Origin of the sequence: Mycobacterium simulans (assembly GCF_900232995.1) — a bacterium.
Taxonomy (GTDB): Bacteria; Actinomycetota; Actinomycetes; order Mycobacteriales; family Mycobacteriaceae; genus Mycobacterium; species Mycobacterium simulans.
Genome location: NZ_OCVX01000007.1, coordinates 506,208 through 528,472, shown reverse-complemented (window position 1 = coordinate 528,472; position 22,265 = coordinate 506,208). Strand labels below are relative to the sequence as shown.

General features: G+C 64.6%; 17 protein-coding genes. 6 read left to right on the top strand and 11 right to left on the bottom strand.

Annotated elements, in window-relative coordinates; translation table 11 throughout:
- The 3 genes from MSIMFI_RS29400 to MSIMFI_RS24585 form a co-directional block, all read right to left on the bottom strand.
- A partial coding sequence (locus MSIMFI_RS29400; RefSeq protein WP_191499541.1) for a PE family protein occupies nucleotides 1-512 on the bottom strand: 512 nt, incomplete at its 3' end.
- A 186-nt stretch (nucleotides 513-698) separates the two neighbouring features.
- Nucleotides 699-1,517: a rhomboid-like protein gene (locus tag MSIMFI_RS24590; RefSeq protein ID WP_191499540.1), complete on the bottom strand. Its 819-nt coding sequence runs from the start codon at nucleotides 1,515-1,517 to the stop codon at nucleotides 699-701.
- 9 nt (nucleotides 1,518-1,526) lie between these two features.
- Entirely contained in the window at nucleotides 1,527-2,438 is a 912-nt protein-coding gene (locus MSIMFI_RS24585; protein WP_224770415.1) for an adenylate/guanylate cyclase domain-containing protein, read from the bottom strand.
- A 635-nt stretch (nucleotides 2,439-3,073) separates the two neighbouring features.
- On the opposite strand from MSIMFI_RS24585, the gene MSIMFI_RS24580 reads away from it, so the two are divergent.
- Nucleotides 3,074-4,105, top strand: coding sequence for an oxygenase MpaB family protein (locus MSIMFI_RS24580; protein ID WP_191499538.1), 1,032 nt, complete (start codon nucleotides 3,074-3,076; stop codon nucleotides 4,103-4,105).
- Here the strand turns inward: MSIMFI_RS24580 and MSIMFI_RS24575 are convergent.
- The 4 genes from MSIMFI_RS24575 to infC form a co-directional block, all read right to left on the bottom strand.
- A complete protein-coding gene (locus tag MSIMFI_RS24575) occupies nucleotides 4,102-4,878 on the bottom strand; it encodes a TrmH family RNA methyltransferase (protein ID WP_191499537.1) in 777 nt (258 codons plus the stop codon). The two genes, MSIMFI_RS24580 and MSIMFI_RS24575, sit on opposite strands and share 4 nt — an antisense overlap.
- Nucleotides 4,879-4,890: 12 nt before the next feature.
- Entirely contained in the window at nucleotides 4,891-5,280 is a 390-nt protein-coding gene (gene rplT / locus MSIMFI_RS24570; RefSeq protein ID WP_186243016.1) for a 50S ribosomal protein L20, read from the bottom strand.
- Nucleotides 5,281-5,346: 66 nt separating this feature from the next.
- A complete protein-coding gene (gene rpmI, locus MSIMFI_RS24565; protein WP_186243015.1) occupies nucleotides 5,347-5,541 on the bottom strand; it encodes a 50S ribosomal protein L35 in 195 nt (64 codons plus the stop codon).
- A gap of 24 nt (nucleotides 5,542-5,565) precedes the next feature.
- Nucleotides 5,566-6,165 (bottom strand): translation initiation factor IF-3, encoded by a 600-nt coding sequence (gene infC, locus MSIMFI_RS24560; RefSeq protein ID WP_186245741.1) that lies wholly within the window; start codon nucleotides 6,163-6,165, stop codon nucleotides 5,566-5,568.
- A gap of 427 nt (nucleotides 6,166-6,592) precedes the next feature.
- On the opposite strand from infC, the gene lysX reads away from it, so the two are divergent.
- The 3 genes from lysX (at nucleotide 6,593) to MSIMFI_RS24545 (ending at nucleotide 12,041) form a co-directional block, all read left to right on the top strand.
- Nucleotides 6,593-9,910, top strand: coding sequence for a bifunctional lysylphosphatidylglycerol synthetase/lysine--tRNA ligase LysX (lysX, locus tag MSIMFI_RS24555; protein ID WP_191499536.1), 3,318 nt, complete (start codon nucleotides 6,593-6,595; stop codon nucleotides 9,908-9,910).
- A 183-nt stretch (nucleotides 9,911-10,093) separates the two neighbouring features.
- Entirely contained in the window at nucleotides 10,094-10,339 is a 246-nt protein-coding gene (locus MSIMFI_RS24550; protein WP_191499535.1) for a hypothetical protein, read from the top strand.
- Nucleotides 10,332-12,041, top strand: coding sequence for a serine/threonine-protein kinase PknH/PknJ (locus MSIMFI_RS24545; protein WP_191499534.1), 1,710 nt, complete (start codon nucleotides 10,332-10,334; stop codon nucleotides 12,039-12,041). The genes MSIMFI_RS24550 and MSIMFI_RS24545 overlap by 8 nt, the downstream gene beginning before the upstream one ends.
- A gap of 213 nt (nucleotides 12,042-12,254) precedes the next feature.
- Here MSIMFI_RS24545 and uvrA read toward each other — a convergent pair whose 3' ends face one another.
- A complete protein-coding gene (gene uvrA, locus MSIMFI_RS24540) occupies nucleotides 12,255-15,173 on the bottom strand; it encodes an excinuclease ABC subunit UvrA (RefSeq protein ID WP_191499533.1) in 2,919 nt (972 codons plus the stop codon).
- A gap of 140 nt (nucleotides 15,174-15,313) precedes the next feature.
- On the opposite strand from uvrA, the gene MSIMFI_RS24535 reads away from it, so the two are divergent.
- Nucleotides 15,314-15,991 carry an MBL fold metallo-hydrolase gene (locus MSIMFI_RS24535; protein ID WP_191499532.1) on the top strand — a complete coding sequence of 226 codons (678 nt, stop codon included), beginning with the start codon at nucleotides 15,314-15,316 and terminating at the stop codon, nucleotides 15,989-15,991.
- Between the two features lie 45 nt (nucleotides 15,992-16,036).
- On the opposite strand, the gene MSIMFI_RS24530 is transcribed toward MSIMFI_RS24535, so the two are convergent.
- Entirely contained in the window at nucleotides 16,037-16,477 is a 441-nt protein-coding gene (locus MSIMFI_RS24530) for a universal stress protein (RefSeq protein ID WP_186243009.1), read from the bottom strand.
- Nucleotides 16,478-16,684: 207 nt separating this feature from the next.
- Between MSIMFI_RS24530 and MSIMFI_RS24525 the strand changes: the two genes are divergently transcribed.
- Nucleotides 16,685-18,373, top strand: a complete 1,689-nt coding sequence (locus MSIMFI_RS24525) for a mannosyltransferase (protein WP_191499531.1) — start codon at nucleotides 16,685-16,687, stop codon at nucleotides 18,371-18,373.
- Here MSIMFI_RS24525 and MSIMFI_RS24520 read toward each other — a convergent pair.
- A complete protein-coding gene (locus MSIMFI_RS24520; RefSeq protein ID WP_191499530.1) occupies nucleotides 18,362-19,768 on the bottom strand; it encodes an MFS transporter in 1,407 nt (468 codons plus the stop codon). The genes MSIMFI_RS24525 and MSIMFI_RS24520 overlap by 12 nt on opposite strands.
- Nucleotides 19,765-21,945, bottom strand: coding sequence for an excinuclease ABC subunit UvrB (gene uvrB, locus MSIMFI_RS24515; RefSeq protein ID WP_191499529.1), 2,181 nt, complete (start codon nucleotides 21,943-21,945; stop codon nucleotides 19,765-19,767). The genes MSIMFI_RS24520 and uvrB overlap by 4 nt, the downstream gene beginning before the upstream one ends.
- Nucleotides 21,946-22,265 lie beyond the last annotated feature (320 nt).

Below are 22,265 nucleotides of genomic sequence, written 5' to 3'. Positions count from 1 at the left end.
CCACCGGCCCCGCCGTTTCCGAACCACCCGGCGTTACCGCCGGCACCGCCGGCCTGGCCGGTCCCGCCGGCGGCGCCATTGCCACCGTTTCCGTAAAGCAGTCCGCCGTCCTCGCCGCGCCCACCCGGCATCGTTGCGCTGGCCCCGTCGCCGATCAAGGGGCGGCCCAGCAACGCCCGGGTGGGCGCGTTGACAATGCCGAGCGCCTCCTGCTCGATGCGCTGAAATAGCGTCGCGTTGACCGCTTCTGCGTTCGCATACCGCCCCGTGCCCGCGGTCAAGGACCGCAGAAACTGGGCATGAAACGCCGCCGCTTGGGTGCTCACAGCTCGGTATTCCTGCGCGTAGGTGCCAAACAACGCGGCGATGGCCGCCGACACCTCATCGGCGGCGGCCGCCGCAATCCCCGTCGTCGGACCCGCTGCGTTGGCCGCGCTCACCGCGGAGCCGATGCCCTCCAAATCCGTCGCCGCGGCCGCCACCATCTCCAGATCAGCGATCAGAAAAGACATGCATCATCCTCCGGCGGACCTATCTGACCCGGCTACAGTCCCACGAAATTATTGGAGTTTCAATTGTAAAAATTGCGGATATGACCCGCCGCTGGGCTTTAACGGAATTTTGGATTCAATTTGGCCATTCATCCGGCTGCGGCAATAGTCTCGACGATGACGTCAATAATTGAATTTGGACGCAACTCAGACGCTCAGCGCGGGCTGCGGGACAGTCAACGCGTCCGATAACACCGGCGCGGTGGCCATCGCGTCGCGGCGGGCGAACCCGCGGGCCACCAGATGCGCCAGCACGGCACACGGCACGCCAAGCACCAGCCCCATGGCCATCGCGGACCAGCTATGAGCCAGCACCAGGAAACCGAACCCCGAGGACATGGCAAGCATCAGGCACCGCAACGGCGTCCAGTGGGCCGGCCGGCGAAAGCGGGTGGCCACAATCACGCCCAAGATCATGGCGATGGCATGCCCTGCGTTGGTGAATTCGCCATCGACTACCGCCGCGACCACGCTCACCGAGACCCACCAGCCAATCCACGCCGGCCGCCAGCGCCGCGGGATCGCCGCGGACAGCGCTCCCAGCGCCGCCAGCGCCCCATAACTCATCCCGACATCAGTGGCGCGAGTGATCGACCAGGGCATCCAGCCAAACTCCACCGCCGCGGCCAGAGCTGCCGCCACTACCAGCGTGGCCCCCACATGGCCGACGACAAACGCCACGATCAACCGGACAGTGTGCAAATGCAGCTCGGCGAGCGCGAGCAGACACGCCAGGAAGGGCATCCAAAAGTAGAGCGGACCCGCTTCGACGACGAGCGCGCTACTCAATAGGGTTCCCAACCGTCCATGCCCCAGGTTGTGCAGGTTGGTGCTGGCGTGCCGGATCAGGCGGTCGTGCGCCTGCGGACTAAGCGTCAGGATCGCGGTGCTGACCCACGCAAGAGCTGCCAGGTAACCCACGGTGAATCGGACCCGGGCCAGCCGGGACAACAGGCCGTAAATCATCGCGTTCCACTATGCATCGAGTTGTGTCTCATCTTGGTTATCGGCAGCTGTCAACTCCCTACCAGTCCTCAGGCGATAGATCGCCAGATCCGGTGGGATGCCGGTGAGTTTGCTGGAAAATATCGGTCGGCGTGCTCGCTTGGCGACCACACCCAACTCGTCCAACTCACTTTGCGGGATCAGGTCTAGGGTTGGGCTGGAAATCATGATCCCACCTTTGGTGGCCCTTTCCATAACCCGCGCGGCGATATTGACGTCGACGCCGAGCCAGTCGGCGCCCAGACGCTGCGGCCGGCCGGTGTGGATGCCGACCCGCATCCGTGGCGTATATCCATGTACCTCAACCAATTTCACAGCATCCTGGGCGGCAACTACGGCCCGCACGGCAACGTCCGGCCTGCGGAACACCGCCATGATCCCGTCGCCCATCCGCTTGACGATGTGCCCGCCGGCATCCAACAGCGGCGGCTCCACAGCCCGGGCTACCTGCCGCAGCAGCATCAGGGCCGCATCATCACCAGCCTGTAGCGACCACGTCGAGAAACCGACCAGATCGGTGAATACCAGCGTCACCTCCGGGTTTGCCGGACGCCGCGAAATGGACTCGGTTAACGCTTGCCAGACTTGCAGCACACCCAGGCTGACTTCGCGAGACGCCGCGTCGCGATCCCCCAGCAGCCGGTCGGCGGCCCGTGCCGCGGCGCGGGGGCCGCCCTCGCCTGCGGTGGACAACGGGTCGCCGAACTCCGGACCGCCGGGCAACAGCCGTCGCGCGCGGCGGACAAACGCCACCACCGCCGGACTGTTGTTCGTGGAACGCAGCCACTGCACCGGGGAACGGCGACGAGAATCGGACGGCGCTAACGCAGTCGCCGTCTCGTCGGGCACGTCGGACTCCAAATCATCAGGCCCGACCTCCACCTGGCAAGGGTAGGTGGTGTTGGCTAAGCCAGGCAATCAGGTACCCGCCGCGTGTGTTGCAATTCGCATAGGGACCGCCCAACTTAGTGGTCGTCGGCGTTCCGCTAGTCGGCGTCAATGTCCGGAACTCGGAACCCCGAACACAGTGACCCGTCTCCCGTTCCCCCGCTGCGGTCACCGTCTGCGAAATCGTTTCATGGCCAAAGCCGTTCACGGCGTTACCGGGAGCAACGAAAAGCGCTTGGCGGGTACCAACCACTGTTTCTACTGTGCATCGCGTTGACAATTGCCATGCGCGATCGACCCGGATTCGCGAACGATTCTCGTAATTCGGTCGGCCGTTCTATTCAGAGTTAGCGACACGGGACGGAACGACGTAAGCGGCGGCCGGCGAAACGCTGCCGCCACTCCACCCGACGCCGCATCGCGGTATCCGGCGTGCGGTCGGCCGTGGGCGGACCAGCCGCCCCATGGGTTAGCACCGGTCTCGGAACTCGCGACAAACGGCCTGATCACAGCCGCACCACACTGATGTGGACGGTGGATAACACCACATGCGGGCATCTGCCGAAATCGTAGACAACGCGCGTTGTCAACGATTATCGTGAGCGCAAATTACGCGCATGGAGGCCGTGATGACTGTCGTGTCGACTACATCCGCGGAGCCGCTCGGGCCCGACTCGCTGACCTGGAAATATTTCGGCGACTTGCGCACGGGGATGATGGGCGTGTGGATCGGCGCCGTCCAGAACATGTATCCGGAGCTGGGCGCGGGTGTCACCGAGCACTCAATCCTGCTCAGAGAACCATTGCAAAGGGTGGCCCGGTCGGTGTACCCGATCATGGGTGTGGTCTATGACGGTAACCGCGCGGCTCAAACCGGTCAGCAGATCAAGGGCTACCACCGCACGATCAAGGGTGTCGACGCCGAGGGACGTCGGTATCACGCCCTCAATCCCGAGACGTTCTACTGGGCGCATGCGACCTTCTTCATGCTGGTCATCAAGGTGGCCGAGTACTTTTGCGGCGGCCTGACCGATGCCGAGAAGCGCCAGCTGTTCGACGAGCACGTGCAGTGGTACCGGATGTACGGGATGAGCATGCGACCGGTGCCCCAATCGTGGGAAGACTTTCAGGAGTACTGGGAGCGGATAGGTCGCGACGAGCTGGAGATCAACCAGGCGACGCTGGACATTTTCCAGATGCGAATCCCCAAGCCGAAATTCGTTCTGATCCCCACCCCAATCTGGGACCAATTGTTCAAGCCGTTGGTGGCCGGTCAACGCTGGATCGCCGCCGGCCTATTCGAGCCCGCGATCCGGGAGAAGGCGGGAATGCACTGGACACCGGGCGATGAGGTGTTGCTGCGAGTGTTCGGCAAGCTGGTCGAGCTGCTTTTCTTGGCAGTGCCCGACGAAATCCGCTTGCATCCGCGCGCGTTGGCCGCCTATCGCCGGGCGGAAGGACGAATTCGCAGCGACGCACCCTTGGTCGAGGCGCCGTCATTCGTCGCGCCGCCACGGGACCGTCGGGGCCTGCCGATGCACTACTTTCCACCTCGTGCCAACCCAGCCAGGCTGATAATGGAGCGCGCCGGATCGCTGGTGCATGGCACGCTCTCGATCGCCGGCCTGCGCCCAGCCCGGGGCCGTAGGAAGGCCGCCTAAGGTCCCTCGAGGGCCCGCGCACTCTGATACAGACAGATAGCCGCGGCGGCGGCGACGTTGAGGCTCTCGGCCCCACCCGACATCGGGATGCGCACCCGGTGGTCCGCCCCGCCCGCGGTTTCGGCTGACAAGCCATGTGACTCGGGCCCGAAGAGCCAGGCCGTCGGCGCCGCAAGATCAACATCGTTGAGGGACGTCTCGCCGTCCACTGTGGTGGCCAGCACCCGTAGACCGGCCGCTCGCAACTCTTCGACGACGACCGCGGTATCCGGCGCGACAACGACAGGGATGGCGAAGATGCTGCCGGTGGACGCGCGCAGACATTTGCCGTTGTACGGGTCGACGCTGTGCCCGGCGAGAATCACTGCCGCCGCACCCATGGCGTCCGCGATGCGGATGAGCGTCCCGGCGTTGCCTGGCTCGTTGATGTCTACGGCGACCGCGACCAACTGGGGCGTGCCGGACACCACCTCGGCTAACCGGGTGGCGGGCATCTCACAAACCGCGACCAAACCCGTCGGTGTAACCGTGTCGGACAGCGCCTTGGCAGCACGCTCGGTCACCAGATGGACCGGCGACTCCTGCCTGGCCAGCAACGACTCGTGACGTCGTGCGGCGGCCTCGGTGACGAAGACATCCCGGACCAGCCCGCGCTCTGCGGCGGCCTCCACCAGGTTGGGTCCTTCGGCGAGAAACCGACCAGCGCGCCGACGGCCGACATGACGATGCAGCTTGACCGCCGCGGCCACCCGGGCCGAGCGTTCGGTAAGCACCAGAGCCCCGGGTCAGGCGGCCTCTCCGGACGGGGCATTGACATCCTCGGGCAGGGCCGCCCGGGCGATATCAACGAGCGCGGTGAACGCCGCGGGATCGGTGATCGCGATATCGGCGAGATTCTTGCGGTCCACCTCGACACCGGCGGCCTTCAGACCTTGGATCAGTCGGTTGTAGGTGATGTCGTTGGCGCGCGCAGCCGCGTTGATCCGCGAGATCCACAGCTTGCGGAACTCGCCCTTACGCGCGCGACGGTCGCGGTAGGCGTAGTTCAGCGAATGCAGCTGCTGCTCTTTGGCCTTGCGGTAAAGGCGGGATCGCTGACCCCGATAACCTTTGGAGGCCTTCAGGACGGAGCGCCGCTTCTTGTGGGCGTTGACTGCCCGCTTTACGCGTGCCATGGATTGTTCCTACTCTCGTTCGGGCGAAATGGTCAGGGCCGGCGGCCGAGTCTTGCTGGGCGCCGATCAGCCGTTCAGCAGCGAATTGACCCGCTTGGTGTCATTGGCCGCCACCGTCGTACGGCCATCCAGCCGCCGGGTGCGCTTGGTCGGCTTGTGCTCGAGCAGATGCCGTCGGTTGGCTTTCTGACGGACAATCTTCCCGGTGCCGGTGCGCCGGAACCGTTTCGAGGCCCCGCTGTGGGTCTTGGCCTTGGGCATGTTTCCTCAGTTCTGGTTATCAGGTCAGTTCGGTGAAGTTTTGTTGTCGCCAGCCGCGTCGGCAGGCCCCGCCGTCGGCTCACCCGGGTGCCGCGCCCTGGCGCGAGTCTTCGCGCCGCGGTGGGGTGCCAGCACCATCGTCATGTTGCGCCCGTCCTGCTTGGCGGAGGTTTCGACGAAGCCGTAGTCGGCAACGTCGGCGCCCAGTCGCTGCAGAAGCCGATAGCCCAACTCCGGCCGCGACTGCTCACGTCCGCGAAACATGATGGTGACCTTGACCTTCGATCCCGCTTCCAAGAAGCGGACTACGTGGCCCTTCTTGGTCTCGTAGTCGTGGTCGTCGATCTTTGGTCGCAGCTTCTGCTCTTTGACAACGGTCTGCTGCTGGTTCCTGCGGGATTCGCGCGCCTTCTGCGCCGCCTCGTATTTGTACTTGCCGTAGTCCATGATCTTGCAGACCGGCGGTCTGGCGTTCGGAGCAACTTCGACAAGGTCGAGATCGGCGTCCGCGGCAACGCGGAGTGCGTCTTCGATACGCACGATGCCTACCTGCTCCCCCCCTGGGCCAATCAATCGGACTTCAGGTACGCGAATGCGCTCGTTGACGCGGGTCTCAGTGCTGATGGGGCCTCCTCGTAGGCTTGACTGTTCCATCGCGACCTGTGCCCGAGCCGGGTCGGGATCAGTGCGGGGAACACACCTGCCATCAGCAAAAAAGCCCTGCAGAAGCAGGGCCCAATGCCGACCGATCGCGGCTTGGATCTACTCAAGCCGCCTGCGTCACACGCAGAACAGGCATTCCGAAATGCCTGTGACCGGACCGCATTGCCTGGAAGAGCCTTGAAGCCTTCTCGGCAAGCGGTGGGAGTGGGACTCCACTTAACTGTCCCTGGCCTTCGCCGGGATGGTCGCAGCAGCCAGTTTAACAGGCATGACGCGGCATCCGGACAACGAACCGGGCAGAAGTAGCAACCTAAGCGCACCAAGCTTGTGCAACCTGGCGATCACATCGCCAACAATTTCGTAGTTTTAGGGAATATCCTCGCGGTCTGTGACACTCATCAAGCCTCTCTCTGGGGAGAGCAGGCCGGTTTCCCGGTATCACTGGGTCCCCGCGGCGGCGGGCTGGACTGTCGGAGTCATCGCGACCCTGTCGCTACTGGCGAGTGTGTCGCCGTTGGTCCGATGGCTCATCCATGCTCCACGCGAATTCATCAATAGCTACCTGTTCAACTTTCCCGACACCAGCTTTGCGTGGTCTTTCGTGCTGGCACTGCTGGCCGGTGCCCTAGCCGCGCGCAAACGTATTGCCTGGTTGCTGTTGCTGGGAAACATGGTCCTTGCCGCGGTATTGAATGTCGCCGATATCGCCGCGGGCGACAATACCGCCGCCGAGAACTTCGGCGAGAATCTCGGATTCGCTTTCCACGTCGTCGCAATCGTTCTTCTGGTGCTGAGCTATCGGCAGTTTTGGGCCAAAGTCCGCAGGGGCGCGCTATTCAAGGCGGCCGGAGTGCTGCTTGCCGGCGGAGCGATCGGAATCCTGGTGTCCTGGGGTCTGGTGGAACTGTTCCCGGGATCGCTTGCGCCGCAAGACCGGTTGCCTTATGTCGCGAACCGGGTGATCGGCTTCGGCCTGGCCGACCCCGATCTGTTTAGCGGCAAACCGCATGTCTTTCTCAACGCGATCTTTGGATTGTTCGGCGCCTTCGCGTTGATTGCGGCGGCGATTGTGTTGTTCCAATCCCAGCGCGCCGACAATGCACTGACCGGAGAGGACGAGTCGGCCATACGCGGGCTGGTCCAGTTGTACGGGCAGAACGACTCACTCGCGTACTTCGCCACCCGTCGTGATAAGTCGGTGGTCTTCGCACCCAGTGGTCGCGCCGCCATCACGTATCGGGTCGAGATCGGCGTTTGCCTGGCCAGCGGCGACCCGGTAGGCGACCCGCACGCATGGCCGCAGGCCGTCGCCGCTTGGCTACGGCTGTGTCAGTCCTACGGCTGGTCCCCCGGTGTCATGGGCGCCAGTTCGCAAGGCGCACAGGTGTATCGCGAAGCGGGCCTGAATGCGCTGGTGTTGGGCGACGAGGCCATTCTGCGGCCGGCCGAATTCAAATTGACCGGGCCGGAGATGCGTGGCGTCCGCCAGGCGGTGACTCGGGCGCGCCGGTCGGGGCTGACGGTGCGCATCCGGCGTCACCGCGACGTCTCCGACGACGAGATGGCCAAGACCATTGAGCGCGCGGACGCGTGGCGCGACACCGAATCCGAGCGTGGCTTCTCCATGGCGCTAGGCAGACTCGGTGACCCGGCTGACTCCAACTGCCTGCTGGTGGAGGCGATAACCCCCGACAAAGAGGTACTGGCACTGTTGTCTTTGGTGCCTTGGGGAACCACCGGTGTCTCCCTGGATCTGATGCGCCGTTCTCCGCAGTCTCCAAACGGCACCATCGAACTGATGGTCAGCGAGCTCGCCTTACACGCTGAAAGCCTTGGTATCACCCGTATCTCGCTGAACTTCGCGGTGTTCCGGTCCGCCTTCGAACAGGGCGCGCGGCTAGGTGCGGGACCGGTTGCACGGTTGTGGCGCGGGCTGTTGGTCTTCTTCTCGCGCTGGTGGCAGCTCGAAACGCTGTACCGCTCGAACATGAAGTACCAACCCGAATGGGTCCCGCGCTACTCCTGCTACGACGACGCTCGATTGATTCCCAAAGTCGGCGTCGCCTCGGTGATCGCCGAGGGCTTCCTGGTGTTGCCGTTCAGCCGGCGCGACCGGGTACACACCGGCCATCATCCGGCAGTGCCACCGCCGCTGGTGGCTACCGGCCTGTTGCATCACGACGGCACGGCCCCGGACGTGAGTGGGCTGCAACAGCCGGACACCGTCAACGGCACCGAGGTTCAGCGTCGCCTGCCCGAGCAGGTTCGCGTGCGACTGACGAAGCTAAAGAAGTTGCAGGACAGTGGTATTGATGTCTACCCGGTAGGAAATCAGCCCAGCCACACGGTTGCTCGGGCGCTCGATGCGGACGATCAGACCGACGTTTCGGTGTCCGGACGCATATTGCGAGTGCGCAATTTCGGCGGGGTGTTATTCGCCCAGCTGCGCGATTGGTCCGGCGAAGTCCAAGTGCTGCTGGATAATTCGCGCCTAGAGCAGGGCCGCGCTGCGGATTTCAACGCGGCGATCGATCTGGGTGATCTGGTGGAGATGACCGGGCAGATGGGCTCGAGCAAGAACGGAACCCAGTCGTTGATCGTGAGCCGTTGGCGCTTGATCGGCAAGTGCTTGCGGCCGCTGCCCAATAAGTGGAAGGGGCTCACCGATCCCGAGGCCCGGGTACGGACCCGCTATGTGGACCTGGCGATCAACGCCGAATCCCGTGCGCTGATCACCGCCCGCAGCGACATCTTGCGATCGATCCGAGAGACGCTATTCGCCAAGGGATTCACCGAGGTCGAAACTCCGATCCTGCAGCAGCTGCACGGCGGAGCCACCGCACGACCGTTCGTCACGCATATCAACGCCTACTCAATGGACCTGTTCTTGCGCATCGCACCGGAGCTGTATCTAAAGCGCCTGTGCGTCGGCGGCGTGGAACGCGTATTCGAACTCGGCCGCGCGTTTCGCAATGAGGGTGTCGACTTCAGCCATAACCCGGAGTTCACCCTGCTGGAGGCCTATCAAGCGCACGCCGACTACATGGTGTGGATCGACGGGTGCCGCGAGCTCATCCAAAACGCTGCCCGAGCGGCAAATGGTGCGCCCACCGCGATGCGGCCGGGCCACGGTGATCGCCTCGAGCCGGTAGACATCTCCGGCGTCTGGCCGGTCAAGTCGGTGCATGAGGCGGTGTCCGAAGTCCTCGGGGAGCACATCGACGCGGACACCGGCTTGACGACGCTGCGCAAGCTATCCGAGGCCGCCCACATCCCATACCGGGCGCACTGGGACGCCGGCGCGGTCGTGCTGGAGCTGTACGAGCACCTGGTTGAGGACCGCACCGAGAATCCGACGTTCTACATCGACTTCCCAACGTCGGTGTCGCCCCTGACCCGACCACATCGCAGCAAGCGCGGAGTCGCCGAACGTTGGGACCTGGTGGCGTGGGGCGTCGAGCTGGGTACGGCCTACAGCGAACTCACCGACCCGGTCGAGCAACGGCGGCGTCTGCACGAGCAGTCCCTGCTGGCAGCCGGTGGAGATCCGGAGGCGATGCAGCTCGACGAAGACTTCCTGCAAGCCATGGAGTACGCGATGCCGCCCACCGGGGGGCTCGGGATGGGTATTGACCGGTTAGTCATGCTGGTCACCGGCCGCAGCATTCGCGAGACGCTGCCTTTCCCCCTCGCCAAGCCGCACTAAGCCCGGGCGCCACGCCCCCAGCTACCTCACAGCAATTCTTTGCCGAACACGGGACGACAGCGATCACCCGGCACGGCCCCGACACCGGGATATCAGGCTGGTTCGCCATCTCGTGGCGGCCCCGACCGCCGGCAGGATCACCGGCAGCGATAGGCGGTCGCGCGGCCGCAGTAACGTTGCGGCATGCCCGACGAACCGACCGCGCCCGACGAGGCGCCGTCCGACCCCGGCTATGACCCGGCCGGCGTGCCGACCTTTGAGTCCGTCCGCGAGAAGATCGAGAACCGGTTTGCGACGGCGCAGGGTGCCAAAGAGCTCGACGCCGAGACACCCGGGGGCCAAAGTGTCGAGGAACAGTACGAAAAGCGCCAACGTGCTGCGGCCGAGCGCTTGGCCCAGATCCGGGAGTCGATGCACACCGATGAGTGACACCGTGCCGACTTCGCGAGTGGGCACCCAGTTCGGGCCTTACCGGCTAAGACGACTGCTGGGCCGCGGCGGGATGGGCGAAGTCTACGAGGCACACGACACCGTCAAAGACCGCACCGTCGCGCTCAAGCTGCTATCCCAGCAGTACACCACTGACAGCGTCTTTCGCCGACGGATGCAGCGCGAAGCCCATACCGCCGGACGCCTCCAAGAACCCCACATCGTGCCCATCCACGACTTCGGAGAACTGGACGGGCAACTCTTCATCGACATGCGCCTCATCGAGGGCGCCGATCTCGGGGCACTGCTGCACCGCAATGGGGCGCTACCCCCACCTCGCGCGGTAGCCATAGTCAGCCAAGTCGCCGAAGCCCTTGATGCCGCCCACCGCACCGGAGTCATTCACCGCGACATCAAGCCCGAGAACATCCTGATCACCGGCAACGACTTCGCCTACCTGGTCGACTTCGGCATCGCCGCCGCAGCCAGCGATCAACACCTCACCAAAACCGGGACCGCTGTGGGCAGCTGGAGCTACATGGCACCCGAACGCTTCGGCGACGACGACATCACCTACCGTTCCGATATCTACGCACTGGCCTGTGTGCTTTACGAGTGCCTCACCGGCACACCGCCTTACCAAACCCAGAACCTGAGCACCCTGATGGGTGCGCATCTCATGCAGCCCATCCCACGTCCCAGCTTGCAACGTCAGGGGATCCCGACCTCCTTCGACGAGGTCATCGCCCGGGGCATGGCCAAATCGCCCACCGACCGCTATCCAACCGCGGGCGAGCTGGCGCGGGCCGCCCAACAGGCGCTCAGCGCTCCCGACCGAGACCGCGCGGCGACCATGCTCGAACACACTCGACACTTTGCCCCACCACCCCCAGGCCCGATACCTTCGCGTCCGCCAGCACCGCCGCCGTGGCCACCCATGGCGCCACCCAAGCGCAGACCGTGGCTCATCATCGGCGCGGTCCTGATCGTCATAGGTATGCTCGCCGGCACCGGAATCTGGTTGATGCTGGCCAACGACGGTGGCCGCCAGTCCAACGGTCACACCACGGCCACCGCGCCCACCACGGCCAGCACCAGTGCCGCCACGACATCCACCTCCGTCGCAGCAGTGGTTCCCGCGCAACTGGATTCGTTCCTACTCAGTCCCGAGCAGATCGATGCCATCATGCTCACGACGGGTATGGTCGTCGACCACAACACCACCGAGATGACCGACTCCGGGCCGGGAAATACGTTGTCGGACGAGCGATGCCTCGGCGCGCTTATCGGTTACCAAACTCCGACCTATAAGAGCAGTGGCTACACGGCCATGCTCGCGCAGCTGTTGAAGAAGCCGAACAGCGACCCGGGCTACGTGGTGGTCCAAGGCGCCGTGATTTTTGCCTCCGAGAACCAGGCAAACAATTTTGTGACCGGTCAGGTGGAGCAGTGGCGAAACTGCGCCGGGAGATCGGTGACTCAGGTCAACAATGGCAACACGTCCGAATGGACATTCCGCGAAGTCAGCGGCAATCCGCCCAACATCGCCCTGCAACGCAGTTTGGCCGGTAGCCCTGTGGTTTGTCAGCACGTCCTCAGCGCGGTAGCCAATATGGTCCTCGACGTCAACGTCTGCGCACCCGGCACCATTAATCAAGCCAGACTGATAGCCAACGCGATGGCGGCCAAGGTACCCAAATAGCGGCCATGCGGAAATTCGATATCGTCGAGCGACGTAATCGACTGGCGCGCAGGCAGTTTCTGCCCGACGCGCGCCTGGTGGCCCAAGTCATTGCCGACCGGTGGGGCTAGCCCGCGTTTCCCGTCGCCGCTGTCCAAGGCCGGCGGCGAAACTCAAACCACGCACACACTTTTCGGAGTGTCGTGTGCGTGGCGTGAGTGTCGCGAAGCCTGCCTAGGCGCTGACTTTCCGGCGTCGCCGCGGTGGACTCGCGGGCGCGCGCCCGCCGCCAACCACCTCGGCGAGAAACTTCCCGGTGTAGCTTTCCGGCACCGCGGCGACATCCTCCGGAGCGCCTTCGGCCACAACCGTTCCGCCTCCGGCGCCGCCTTCGGGACCCATGTCGATGATCCAGTCCGACGTCTTGATCACGTCCAGGTTGTGTTCGATGACGATCACCGTATTGCCTTTGTCGACAAGGCCGCTGATGACGTTCAGTAGCTTGCGGATGTCGTCGAAATGCAACCCTGTCGTGGGCTCGTCGAGGATGTAGATGGTGCGCCCGGTCGAGCGCTTCTGCAACTCGGAGGCAAGCTTGACCCGCTGCGCCTCACCGCCGGACAGGGTCGGTGCGGGCTGACCGAGCCGTACGTAACCCAGCCCGACGTCGACTAGGGTGCGCAGGTACCGGTGAATACCGGTGATCGGCTCAAAGAACTCGGCCGCTTCCTCGATCGACATGTCCAGCACTTCGGAGATCGTCTTGCCCTTGTAATGCACCTCAAGGGTTTCGCGGTTGTAGCGAGCGCCCTGACACACCTCACACGGCACATACACATCGGGCAGGAAGTTCATTTCGATCTTGATCGTGCCGTCGCCGGTGCACGCCTCGCAGCGACCGCCCTTGACGTTAAAGGAGAATCGCCCGGGTTGATAGCCCCGAACCTTGGCCTCGGTGGTGGCCGCGAACAGGGTGCGGATCTTGTCGAAGACACCGGTGTAGGTCGCCGGGTTGGATCGCGGCGTTCGCCCGATCGGTGACTGGTCGACCCGCACCAGCTTGTCCAGGTGATCCAGCCCGGTGACCCGGGTGTGCCGGCCCGGAACCTGCCGGGCGCCGTTGAGCCGGTTGGCCAGCACCGCGGCCAGGATGTCGTTGACCAACGTCGACTTGCCCGAGCCCGATACACCAGTCACTGAGGTCAGCACACCGAGCGGAAAGGACACGTCGATCCCGCGCAGATTGTGCTCGCGGGCCCCGACGACGGTGAGTTGCCGTCGGGGGCTAACGGGACGCCGGATGGCGGGGATTTCTATGCTCTCTCGGCCGGAAAGGTAGGCCCCGGTGATCGAATCCTTATTGCGCAGCAGTTCGGCGTACGGGCCGCTGTGGACGATGCGGCCGCCGTGCTCGCCCGCGCCCGGGCCGATGTCGACAATCCAGTCGGCGTGCTCGATGGTGTCCTCATCGTGCTCGACGACGATCAGCGTGTTGCCCAAATCCCTCAAGCGGGTAAGGGTTTCAATGAGCCGACGGTTGTCGCGCTGGTGCAGCCCGATGGATGGCTCGTCGAGCACGTAGAGCACGCCCACCAGGCCGGAGCCGATCTGGGTGGCCAGCCGGATGCGTTGCGCCTCACCGCCGGACAGCGTGGCCGCCGCGCGGGACAGCGACAAGTACTCCAGCCCGACATCGAGCAAAAAGCCCAGCCGCGACTGTATTTCCTTGAGCACCTGACCTGCGATCGCCTGCTCACGCGCACCGAGGGTGAGAGCATTGAGAAAATCTGCGCAGTCCGAGATCGACAGTTCGCAGACCTCGGCGATGGACTTCGACGCCCGCTCACCCCCAGACTCTCCCGCTAGCGTCACCGCGAGAATCTCGGGCTTGAGCCGGGTTCCTTCACACACCGGGCAAGGCACGTCCCGCATAAAGCCCTCGTAGCGTTCCTTCATCTGCTCGGACTCGGTCTGAGCCATCTTGCGTTGCAGGAATGCCAGCACGCCTTCGAAATCGGCGTAGTAGGACCGGGTGCGCCCGTACCGGTTGCGGTAACGCACGTGCACCTGCTCGTCGGCGCCTTCCAGAATCGCCTTGCGGGCCTTTGCCGGTAGCTTGCGCCACGGCGTGTCGACGTCGAAGCCGAGCGCGTCACCAAGCCCTGCCATCATCCGGGTGAAGTACTCCGCGGTGTGGCCGTTCGACCATGGCGCCACCGCGCCCTCGGCCAAGGTGCGGTCCGGGTCGGGGACCACCAGGTCCGGGTCGACCTCCTTGCGAATTCCCAAGCCAACGCATTCGGGGCAGGCGCCGTACGGCGAGTTGAACGAGAACGAACGCGGTTCCAGGTCGTCCACGGCCAGCGGGTGCCCATTGGGACAGGCCAGTTTCTCGGAGAAGCGCTGCTCGCGCGGATGGTCATGCTCGTCACGGTCATCGGGGAACTCCAGCACCACGATGCCGTCAGCGAGATTCAGCGCGGTTTCCACCGAATCGGTGAGCCGCTGCTTGGCGGTGGCCTTGACGGTGAGGCGATCTACCACGACCTCGATATCGTGCTTTTCCTGCTTCTTCAGCTTGGGTGGGTCGGTCAGCGAGTGCACCACACCGTCGACCCGTACGCGGCCATAGCCCTGGGCGTTGAGCTTGTCGAACAGGTCGGCGAACTCGCCCTTGCGGGTACGGACCACCGGGGCCAGCACCAGGAATCGGGTTCCCTCGGGCATAGCCAACACCTGATCGACGATTTGCTGCGGCGTCTGGCGCGCGATTCGCTCACCGCAGATCGGACAGTGCGGTGTGCCCGCGCGCGCATACAGCAGCCGCAGGTAGTCGTACACCTCGGTGATCGTCCCGACCGTAGACCGGGGATTGCGGTTCGTGGATTTCTGATCGATCGATACCGCCGGGGATAACCCCTCGATGAAGTCGACGTCCGGCTTGTCCATCTGCCCCAGGAACTGACGGGCGTAGGCCGACAGAGATTCCACGTAGCGGCGCTGCCCCTCGGCGAAGATGGTGTCGAAGGCCAGCGAGGACTTGCCCGATCCGGACAACCCGGTGAATACGATCAGCGAGTCGCGGGGCAAATCGAGGTCGACACCGCGCAGGTTGTGCTCGCGCGCACCCTTGACAATCAGGCGATCAGCCAATGCCTTCCCTTCAAACAGAGGAAGTCCTTCACAGACGAAGCTCGTCCCCCATGCTATGTGGCCATACCGACAAGTATTCGGGGACCAGTAATCTGACCGATATGACCCGCGCTCGCAGCCGGGATGGAGGAGTGGCGCACATGATTACCGTCGAGGACAACTACACCGGACACGTCGAACCGGGCACCGCCGCTCGTCGCACCCTGCCAGGCGCCACCATCCTGAAGGCATCGGTGGGCCCCATGGACAACAACGCCTACCTGGTGACATGTTCCGCGACCGGCGAAACACTGCTGATCGACGCCGCCAACGACGCCGACATCCTCGTCGACCTGATCCGACGGTACGCCCCGAAGCTGTCACTGATCGTGACCAGCCACCAGCACTTCGATCACTGGCAGGCACTGGAAGCGGTCGCCGAGGCCACCGGTGCGCCGACGGCCGCCCATAAAATCGACGCGGAGCCGCTGCCGGTCAAGCCCGACCGTTTGCTTGCCCACGGCGACACCGTGCAAATCGGCGAGCTGACGTTCAACGTTCTCCACTTGCGCGGACATACCCCCGGATCGGTCGCGCTGGCACTCGGTGGACCCGCCACCGGCGAGGTAACACAGTTGTTCACCGGCGACTGCCTGTTCCCGGGAGGCGTGGGCAAGACTTGGCAACCGGGAGACTTCACCCAATTGCTCGAGGACGTCACCACCCGAGTATTTGACGTGTACGAAGACTCGACCGTGGTTTATCCGGGCCACGGCGACGACACGGTATTGGGGACGGAACGTCCGCACCTCGAGGAATGGCGCAACCGGGGCTGGTAAGCACCAACGGGACCGTGAGCGAGCCGACCCGCGCGTGTGCCCTCGTTACGTGGTGTGCACGATCAGCACGTCGACCTTCGCCCGCCGCGAGACATTAGCCGGCACCGATCCCAAAAGCCGGCCCGCGATCGTGCTCAAACCGACGTTGCCGACAACCAGCAGATCGGCTTTCTCCTCTTCGGCCAAGTGCACCAGCGCGTCGACCGGAGCGCCCACGATGGGCCGCTCTTCGACATTCCTGGCCCCGGCGTTGTGCGCCCGCTCCTTGGCGTCGTGGAGGATTTCGTAAATCGGGGCGGTGCCCTTGACCTTGTAGCTTTCCTCTTTGAGGATGTCGGCGGCCCTGGCGTCCTCGTGCTGGGGCAGGTACGCCGACGCGATGATCAGCTTGGCGTCTGTCCCGGCAATTTGTGCCGCCCTGTCCACCGCGCGCATCGACGAATCCGAGCCGTCCGTCCCTACCACCACGGTCTGATAGGCGCCCATTAACCCTCCCAGTGTCGGTTGCTCAGCCAACCCAAGACAGTATCGCGTTGCCGGATGCAGATGGGTCAGATTAACCACACCGCAACGGCGTGGCGCAACCCGCATTTGCTCGGTCACCGTGCGCCAACGGACAATATTGCCGATGACACCACCGCCAAACGCTCATGCTGATCACGGAAAGCCTTGCTGTGCACCGTCTTTCGTCGGATGCGGCAGCCCCGGACGCGCCGTGCGGACAGACTGGCCGGCAACCGGCTGTTCGCCCGCGGGACAACTGGTGACCAGGCTCATCCCGGGAACCCTACAGTGACAAGCATCATGTCCGTGCCGACGATTGCCGATCGCACAGCGCGCTTCGCTGACGAGCACGCGCCGGCGCGTCCGCGAGGCAGGCGGCTCGACCCAGTGGCGATTGCTGTGCTGGCCACAGCCATCAGCGCCGCGTGGGCGAGCAGACCATCGCTGTGGTTCGACGAGGGTGCGACGATATCGGCGTCAGCCAGTCGAACATTGCCGGAGCTGTGGAAGCTGTTGGGCCACATCGACGCCGTGCACGGGCTGTACTACCTGCTCATGCACGGCTGGTTCGCGATATTCCCGCCGACGGAATTCTGGTCGCGGGTTCCCAGCAGTCTGGCGATTGGCGCCGCTGCCGCAGGTGTGGTGGTTTTCGCCAAGCAGCTCGCCCCGCAGAATCGCGCTATCGCGGTGTGCGCGGGTGCGATCTTCGCCATCCTCCCGCGGGTGACTTGGGCGGGGATCGAAGCCCGCTCGTCGGCACTGTCGGTGGCAGCCGCTGTGTGGCTGACGGTCCTTCTCGTGGCCGCAGTGCGGCGCAACAGGCCGTGGCTGTGGCTGATCTACATGCTGACGCTGACGCTGTCGATCCTGGTCAGCGTCAACTTAGGCTTGTTAGTGCTGGTCTACGCTGCGATGCTGCCGCTGCTGGTCGCCGGGAAAGCGTGGAAATCTCCGGTCATCTGGTGGGCGGCCACGTCAGTGGCCGGACTCGCGGCCATCACACCGTTCGTTGTGTTCGCCCATAAGCAGGTGTGGCAGGTCGGCTGGATTTCGGGACTGACTCGCAACCTCTTTCTCGACGTGGTGCATCGGCAGTACTTCGACCACAGCGTTCCATTCGCCATCCTCGCGGGCGTTACCGTCGTCGCCGCCGTCGCGGTGACGCTGCTCCGCGGGGCCGGACCCGCCGGCGATGGTGGTCAACTCCTGCTGGCATCCGCAGCATGGATCCTCGTCCCCACCGTCGTCGTCCTGATCTACTCGGCGAGGGTGGAGCCCATCTACTACCCGCGCTACTTGATCCTCACCGCGCCTGCGGCGGCGGTCGTCCTGGCAATCTGCATCGTCACAATCGCCCGCATGCCGTGGGCCATTGCCGGAGTCCTCGTGCTCTTTGCCGTCGCCGCGTTTCCGAATTACTACTTCACCCAACGCGGGCCGTATGCGAAAGAGGGCTGGGACTACAGCCAGGTCGCCGATGTCATCAGCGCCCATGCCGCGGCCGGGGATTGCTTGTTGGTGGACAACACCGTGCCGTGGAGGCCCGGGCCGATCCGTGCGCTGCTCGCCACCCGACCGGCGGCCTTCCGATCGCTGATCGACGTCGAGCGCGGTTTCTACGGCCCGAAGGTTGGGGCGCTCTGGGATGGCCACGTCGCGGTGTGGCTGACGACGGCCAAGATCAACAAATGCGCCACACTGTGGACCATCTCTAACCGAGACAAGTCGCTGCCTGATCATCAAGTTGGCCAATCATTGCCTCCAGGAACGGCTTTCGGGCGTACGCCCGTCTACTCGTTCCCCAGCTACCTCGGCTTCCGCATCGTCGAGCGTTGGCAGTTTCACTATTCGCAGGTGGTCAAGTCAACGCGCTGAACGGCGATCACGATGGGTCGCGTTGTATGAAGCGATCACTGCACCCGCGGCCAGCACGGTGAACACCGAAAACAGCCAGCGAGCCTCCACCACCGCGCCGCCCTTGGCCGTGTTCACCACCACCCCGGCCAACCCGGCACCGAACGCGCCCGACATTAACTGCACAGTGTTGATCGCCGCGGCCGCCGCGCTGCTCTCAGCCGGGTCGTCGACACAATCCATTGCTCGCACCGTGAGATGCGGCCAGGCAATCCCGATTCCGGTTCCAGTGATCAGCAACGCCAGCGCCCACTGCGCGACAATCCCGAGCGACGCGTCGGCCCGTTGCGTTATTGCGGCTAGCGCCAGACCCGACGCCGTCACCAATGGTGCTGCCGCGACCACATTTCCGACGACTCGCGGGCTTTTCAGCGACGCGCTGACAATCTCGCTGAGCGTCCACCCCACCGCCAGCGCCGCGGCCAGAAATCCGGCGGCCACCGGCGTCAGATGGCCCAACCGCTGTCCAAACAGTGGCACGTAGGTATCGACCATGGCAGCGATCATCTGCAGCGACATGGTGAGGTAGATCCATTTCAACGGCCCGGGGCCAAAGACACTGGGCGGCAACACCGCTGCGTGCATCCGCCAATCGACGACCATAAACACACCGACCAGCAGCGCGCCGGCGGCTAGCAGCCCGGCGGTCTGCACCAGGTAGCGCGGGAGCTCTGCAACGCTGACGGCTAGCGCGGCTGCGCCGATCAACAGCAGCGACCACACCGGCACCTTATGCAATGGTTGCTCGCCGTTGCGATCGACGCGCCTCGGATCGAGCGCGGCCGGGACCACCGTGGCCATCAGCGCGGTCAGCATCGCCATCGCACCAAACGCCCACCGCCACAGCCCGAACTGGGCGAACAGGCCACCGGTCGCGGGCCCGACCAGCGTCGCAACCCCCCACATCGCCGAGACCAGCGCTGAGCCGCGGGTCCACAGCGACTTCGGCAGCGCGGAATTGATGAGCGCATAGCCCAGCCCGGCCAATAGACCACCCGCCACGCCCTGCAAAGTGCGTCCCGCGACCAGAACCTCCATGCTCGGCGCCACCGCGCACACCACGCTGGCAACACCGAACACGGCCAGCCCCATCAGGTACGACGAGCGCGCCCCGACGCGCAGCAGCATCGGATTTACGGTGGTCGCCGCGACCACTGACCCGACCAAATACAGGGTCGTCACCCAGGCATACAGCCTGGCGCCGCCGATTTCGGCGATGGTGCTCGGGAGCAGGCTGATGGTCAGGAATTCGTTGGTGGCATACAGCGCAACGCCGCCGGCCAGCACGGTGGCGGCGCCCAGATACCCGCGCAGCAGCTCACGCCAGCTGCCGGTTTCGCTCGCGGTTTCGGTCACTTCAGGCCGGCGGCATCCATCCCGCGCAGTTCCTTCTTGAGATCGGCGATCTCGTCTCGGAACCGAGCGGCCAGCTCGAATTGCAGATCACGCGCGGCGGCCATCATCTGTGCGGTGAGGTCTTTGATTAGGTCAGCCAGCTCGGCGCGCGGCATGTTGGAGGTGTCGCGGCCCTCAAGCACGCCGGCGCTGACCACCCGGCCGGGTTCGCCCTGGGCACGCCGGCCACGGGACGCATTGCGCCCGGAGCCCCCGACCGGAACGGACTCGGTGGCTTCAGTATCAACCGCCTCGCGATAAACCTGGTCGAGGATGTCGGCGATCTTCTTGCGCAGCGGCTGCGGATCAATCCCATTGGCCTCGTTGTAAGCGATCTGCTTGGCCCGCCGCCGTTCGGTCTCGTCAATGGCCTCGGTCATCGAGTCGGTGATTTTGTCGGCGTACATGTGCACTTCGCCGGACACATTTCGGGCGGCGCGGCCGATGGTCTGGATCAGGCTGCGCGACGACCGCAGGAACCCTTCCTTATCGGCGTCGAGGATCGCCACCAGCGATACCTCGGGCAGGTCCAATCCCTCGCGGAGCAGGTTGATCCCGACCAGCACGTCGTAGTCACCGAGGCGAAGTTGGCGCAGCAACTCCACCCGCCGCAACGTGTCGACCTCCGAGTGCAAGTAGCGCACCCGAATACCCATCTCCAACAGGTAGTCGGTGAGATCCTCGGCCATCTTCTTGGTCAGCGTCGTCACCAGCACCCGCTCGTCGGCCTCGGCGCGTTTGCGGATCTCGCCGATTAGGTCGTCGATCTGCCCCTTGGTCGGCTTGACCACCACCTTCGGATCCACCAGCCCGGTCGGCCGGATCACCTGCTCGACGAACTCGCCGCCGGACTGGCTGAGCTCGTAGGGGCCCGGGGTGGCCGACAGGTACACCGTTTGCCCGATCCGGTCGGCGAACTCCTCCCAGGTCAATGGGCGGTTGTCGCACGCCGAAGGCAACCGGAATCCGTACTCGACCAGGTTGCGTTTGCGTGAAATGTCACCCTCGTACATGCCGCCGATCTGCGGCACCGTGACATGTGACTCGTCGATGACGAGCAGGAAGTCTTCCGGGAAATAGTCGAGCAGGGTGGCGGGAGGGGACCCAGCCGACCTCCCGTCTATGTGGCGGGAGTAGTTCTCGATACCGGAGCAGAAGCCGACCTGCCGCATCATTTCAATGTCGTAGTTGGTGCGCATCCGAAGCCGCTGCGCCTCCAAAAGCTTGCCCTGCCTTTCGAATTCGGCGAGCCGCTCGGCGAGCTCCTCCTCGATGGTGGAGATCGCCTGCGCCATCCGCTCCGGACCGGCCACATAGTGAGTGGCCGGGAAGATCCGCAGCGAGTCGACCTGCCGAATCACGTCGCCGGTCAGCGGGTGCAGGTAGTACAGCGCCTCGACCTCGTCGCCGAAGAACTCGATCCGAACCGCCAGCTCTTCGTAGGACGGAATGATCTCCACCGTGTCGCCACGCACCCGGAACGAGCCGCGAGTGAAGGACAAGTCGTTCCGGGTGTACTGCACGTCGACCAGCAGCCGCAGCAACCCGTCGCGCGGCACCTCGGTGCCGACCCGCAGCTCGACGGAACGGTCGAGGTAGGACTGTGGGGTGCCCAGGCCGTAGATGCAGGACACCGAGGCGACCACCACCACGTCGCGGCGGGACAACAGCGACGACGTTGCGGAGTGGCGCAGCCGTTCCACGTCGTCGTTGATGGAGCTGTCCTTTTCGATGTAGGTGTCGGTCTGCGCGATGTACGCCTCCGGCTGGTAATAGTCGTAGTACGACACGAAGTACTCGACTGCGTTGTGCGGCAACATCTCTCGCAGTTCATTGGCCATCTGCGCGGCCAGTGTCTTGTTCGGCTCCATCACCAGGGTGGGCCGCTGTACCCGTTCGATGAGCCACGCGGTGGTGGCCGACTTGCCGGTGCCGGTGGCGCCGAGCAGCACCACGTCGCGCTCCCGCGCACGGATGCGGCGCTCCAACTCGTCGATGGCGGTGGGCTGGTCACCGGCCGGGGCGTGTGGGCTGACCACTTCGAAGCGGGCCCCGGTGCGCACCAACCCTTCCACGTCCTCTGCGGCTGGGCGGTATTCGGAATGCGCGACAACTGGGTGTTCGGTGGCAAACGCCATACCGACCAGGGTAGAACTGCGCACCGACAGCCACGCTTCGCGGCCGTCGACTAGCGCAACAGGCCGCGACCTACGTTGGCCCGTCGGCCCCTGGCTTCCCGAAGAAACGTCCACCCGTTCCGCCGGGTCCCCCAAGTGAGCCGCCACCACCCGCGGCCCCACCGTCGCCGCCGTCACCGATTAGCGTCGCACTGCCGCCGCTTCCACCGCTCCCGCCGCTACCACCGGTGCCGCTGCCGCCGGACCGCGTTGATGCCACCCGCACTCGTCCCGGACAGGATGTCGACGTCGACGACCATGTCGAGCAGGTCGATGAGTTC

Excerpts from the sequence above, each read along its gene's own strand:
- MSIMFI_RS24590 (WP_191499540.1), bottom strand. The coding sequence starts at position 1,517 with ATGATTTACGGCCTGTTGTCCCGGCTGGCCCGGGTCCGATTCACCGTG.
- MSIMFI_RS24580 (WP_191499538.1), top strand. The coding sequence starts at position 3,074 with ATGACTGTCGTGTCGACTACATCCGCGGAGCCGCTCGGGCCCGACTCG.
- rplT (WP_186243016.1), bottom strand. The coding sequence starts at position 5,280 with ATGGCACGCGTAAAGCGGGCAGTCAACGCCCACAAGAAGCGGCGCTCC.
- rpmI (WP_186243015.1), bottom strand. The coding sequence starts at position 5,541 with ATGCCCAAGGCCAAGACCCACAGCGGGGCCTCGAAACGGTTCCGGCGC.
- MSIMFI_RS24550 (WP_191499535.1), top strand. The coding sequence starts at position 10,094 with ATGCCCGACGAACCGACCGCGCCCGACGAGGCGCCGTCCGACCCCGGC.
- MSIMFI_RS24545 (WP_191499534.1), top strand. The coding sequence starts at position 10,332 with ATGAGTGACACCGTGCCGACTTCGCGAGTGGGCACCCAGTTCGGGCCT.
- MSIMFI_RS24535 (WP_191499532.1), top strand. The coding sequence starts at position 15,314 with ATGATTACCGTCGAGGACAACTACACCGGACACGTCGAACCGGGCACC.
- MSIMFI_RS24530 (WP_186243009.1), bottom strand. The coding sequence starts at position 16,477 with ATGGGCGCCTATCAGACCGTGGTGGTAGGGACGGACGGCTCGGATTCG.
- MSIMFI_RS24525 (WP_191499531.1), top strand. The coding sequence starts at position 16,685 with ATGCGGCAGCCCCGGACGCGCCGTGCGGACAGACTGGCCGGCAACCGG.
- uvrB (WP_191499529.1), bottom strand. The coding sequence starts at position 21,945 with ATGGCGTTTGCCACCGAACACCCAGTTGTCGCGCATTCCGAATACCGC.